A 2,009-nucleotide genomic window follows, 5' to 3' on the forward strand; every position below is an offset into this window, starting at 1 on the left:
CCTGGGCGCCGGGCAAGGCGAGAGCGGTGGTGGCCGCGAGGCCCGCCGCGACGGCGAGCAGTCGGGTGCGCTTGATCCTCACTGAAATCCTCCTCAAAAAGTGGAGGGGCCCGGGGGTGGCGGGCCCGTGAGGCGCCATCAGGATGATGTGTCCCTGACATGCACCGCCAGCGATAGTGGACCGGTACGGGACCGCGCACAAGACCGCGCGACGGACGGGACCGCGGTGACGTACGGGGCGGCCGCGCCCGGCCGCCCCGTCCACCCCCAGGTCAGGCGGTCAGCACCTGGCGCTCCCCCGCCGGTACCGGAACCGCCAGAGTGTTCCCGGGCGGCGGGAACGGGCAGATGAAGTGGTCCGCGAACGCGCACGGCGGCAGCAGGGCGCGGTTGAAGTCGACCGTCACCGAGCCGTCCGCGGCCGGGGCGGCCGGCCGCAGGAAGCGGAACCGGTAGCTGCCCTTCCCGCTGGTGGCGTCGGCGAAGACCGCCCAGAGCGAGCCGTCGTCCTCGACCGCGACCCGCAGGCTGTGCTCCGCTCCCCCGATCGCGAACACGATCTCCCCGGCGAGCCCGAGTCCGCGCTCGCGCCCGTCGGCGTTCTGCACCCGGACGCTGTGCGCCGCCTCGTACGGCCGGTAGACGCCCTGCAGCACCCAGCCCGCGTCGTACCCGGTCGCCTCGATGCCCCGGTAGGCGCGCCGCGCCGAGGACTCGGGGTCGAAGTCGCGTACCGCCCACAGCCCTTCGCGGCGCAACACGACCAGGCGGCGCCCGGCCGACTCGACGCGGGACTCCGGGATGGGGCCGTGGTCGGCGGTGAGCCGGACCGTACCGATCAGCGGCTTGCCGTCGACGGTGATCGCGTCCTCACCGCCGGCGGTGAGGACCACCTCGTCGCCGTCCTCCCGCCACTCCCCCGGAACGGCCGGAATTCGCCCCTCCGGGTGGTCGGCGAGCCAGTACGTGCCGGTGAGGGAGAGCGGACCGTGCGGTTCGGCGACCGCGGCGGAGCGCCGCTCGTGCCAGTGCTGCCAGTGCTGCCGGTCCTGCTGTGCATCCGTGCTCATGGTGCTCAACCCTTCCACACGGGACACGGAAGTAGGCGGCAGCAGGGGGTGAGGGGGCGTCAGCAGCCGCAGTCGCACCCGCAGTCGCAGCCGTCGCAGCAGCCTCCGTCGCCGCCGCCCTCGCCCCCGCTCCCGCAGCAGTTGCAGCAGTCGCCGCAGCCGCTGCAGTCGCAGTTGCCGCAGTCGCACTGATTGCACAGGCCCTCGCGGCGCTCCCGGTCCCACGGGTCCTCGTACGTCCCGCAGCACATCTGGCAGCTGCAGGCCAGCGCCATCCAGACCGCGCAGCCGGCTATGAGTCCGCGCCGGTTCGGCGGCTCGGGCGGCAGCGGTCCGCCGGGCCCGCCCGGGCCGCCGGGGCCCGGAGCGTACGGGTTGCCGGGCACCGGGCCGTACGGACCGGGGGCGGACGGCCCGGGCTGCTGCGGGCCCGGCCCGTACGGCCCCGGCTGGTGCCCGCCCTGGTGGGCGCAGCTCGTCGTGCCGAAGGCGCGGTCGATCGAGCGGCCCAGCTCGTGCGCGAGCAGCACATGCGTCAGCTTGCCGTCGACGAACTCGGCGTCCCGCAGCGCCAGCCGGATGCCGTGCAGCGCGTCGTCCGCGAGCCGGCGGGCCTCCTCCAGGGAGGTGCCGGTGGCGGTCAGCGGGTTCCACGCGCCGGACGCCTCGTCGGCGGTCCGGTCCTCCACGGCGTCGAGGAGGTGCGCGAGTCGGCCGAAGAGCCGGCCCGCCTCGGCGAGCGGCTCGGCGTTGCCCGGCCGCCCGGCGAGGACCGCGGTGTGTGCGAAGGCCGCCGCGGTGGCCGTCTCGGTCGGCTCGGTGACCGTCAGGATCGGCGTCCCGGGCCCGGCCAGGGTCTCGATGCCGAGCTGCCGGTCCACCGCGTCGACGAGCACGGCGGTGTTGAACCCGACCGCGGACCCGCTACGGGCCCCCGCC

General features: G+C 75.3%; 2 protein-coding genes. Both read right to left on the reverse strand.

What is annotated here, in order from left to right; translation table 11 throughout:
• Positions 1-272 precede the first annotated feature (272 nt).
• Positions 273-1,070, reverse strand: a complete 798-nt coding sequence (locus tag VIU94_RS41215; protein WP_331920216.1) for a DUF1684 domain-containing protein — start codon at positions 1,068-1,070, stop codon at positions 273-275.
• 59 nt (positions 1,071-1,129) lie between these two features.
• The coding region (locus VIU94_RS41220; protein ID WP_331920218.1) for a hypothetical protein at positions 1,130-2,009 on the reverse strand (880 nt) is incomplete at its 5' end.

It is taken from the genome of Streptomyces sp. (assembly GCF_036566765.1).
Lineage (GTDB): Bacteria > Actinomycetota > Actinomycetes > Streptomycetales > Streptomycetaceae > Streptomyces.

Coding starts and splice junctions, on each gene's coding strand:
- VIU94_RS41215 (WP_331920216.1), bottom strand. CDS start 1,070: ATGAGCACGGATGCACAGCAGGACCGGCAGCACTGGCAGCACTGGCAC.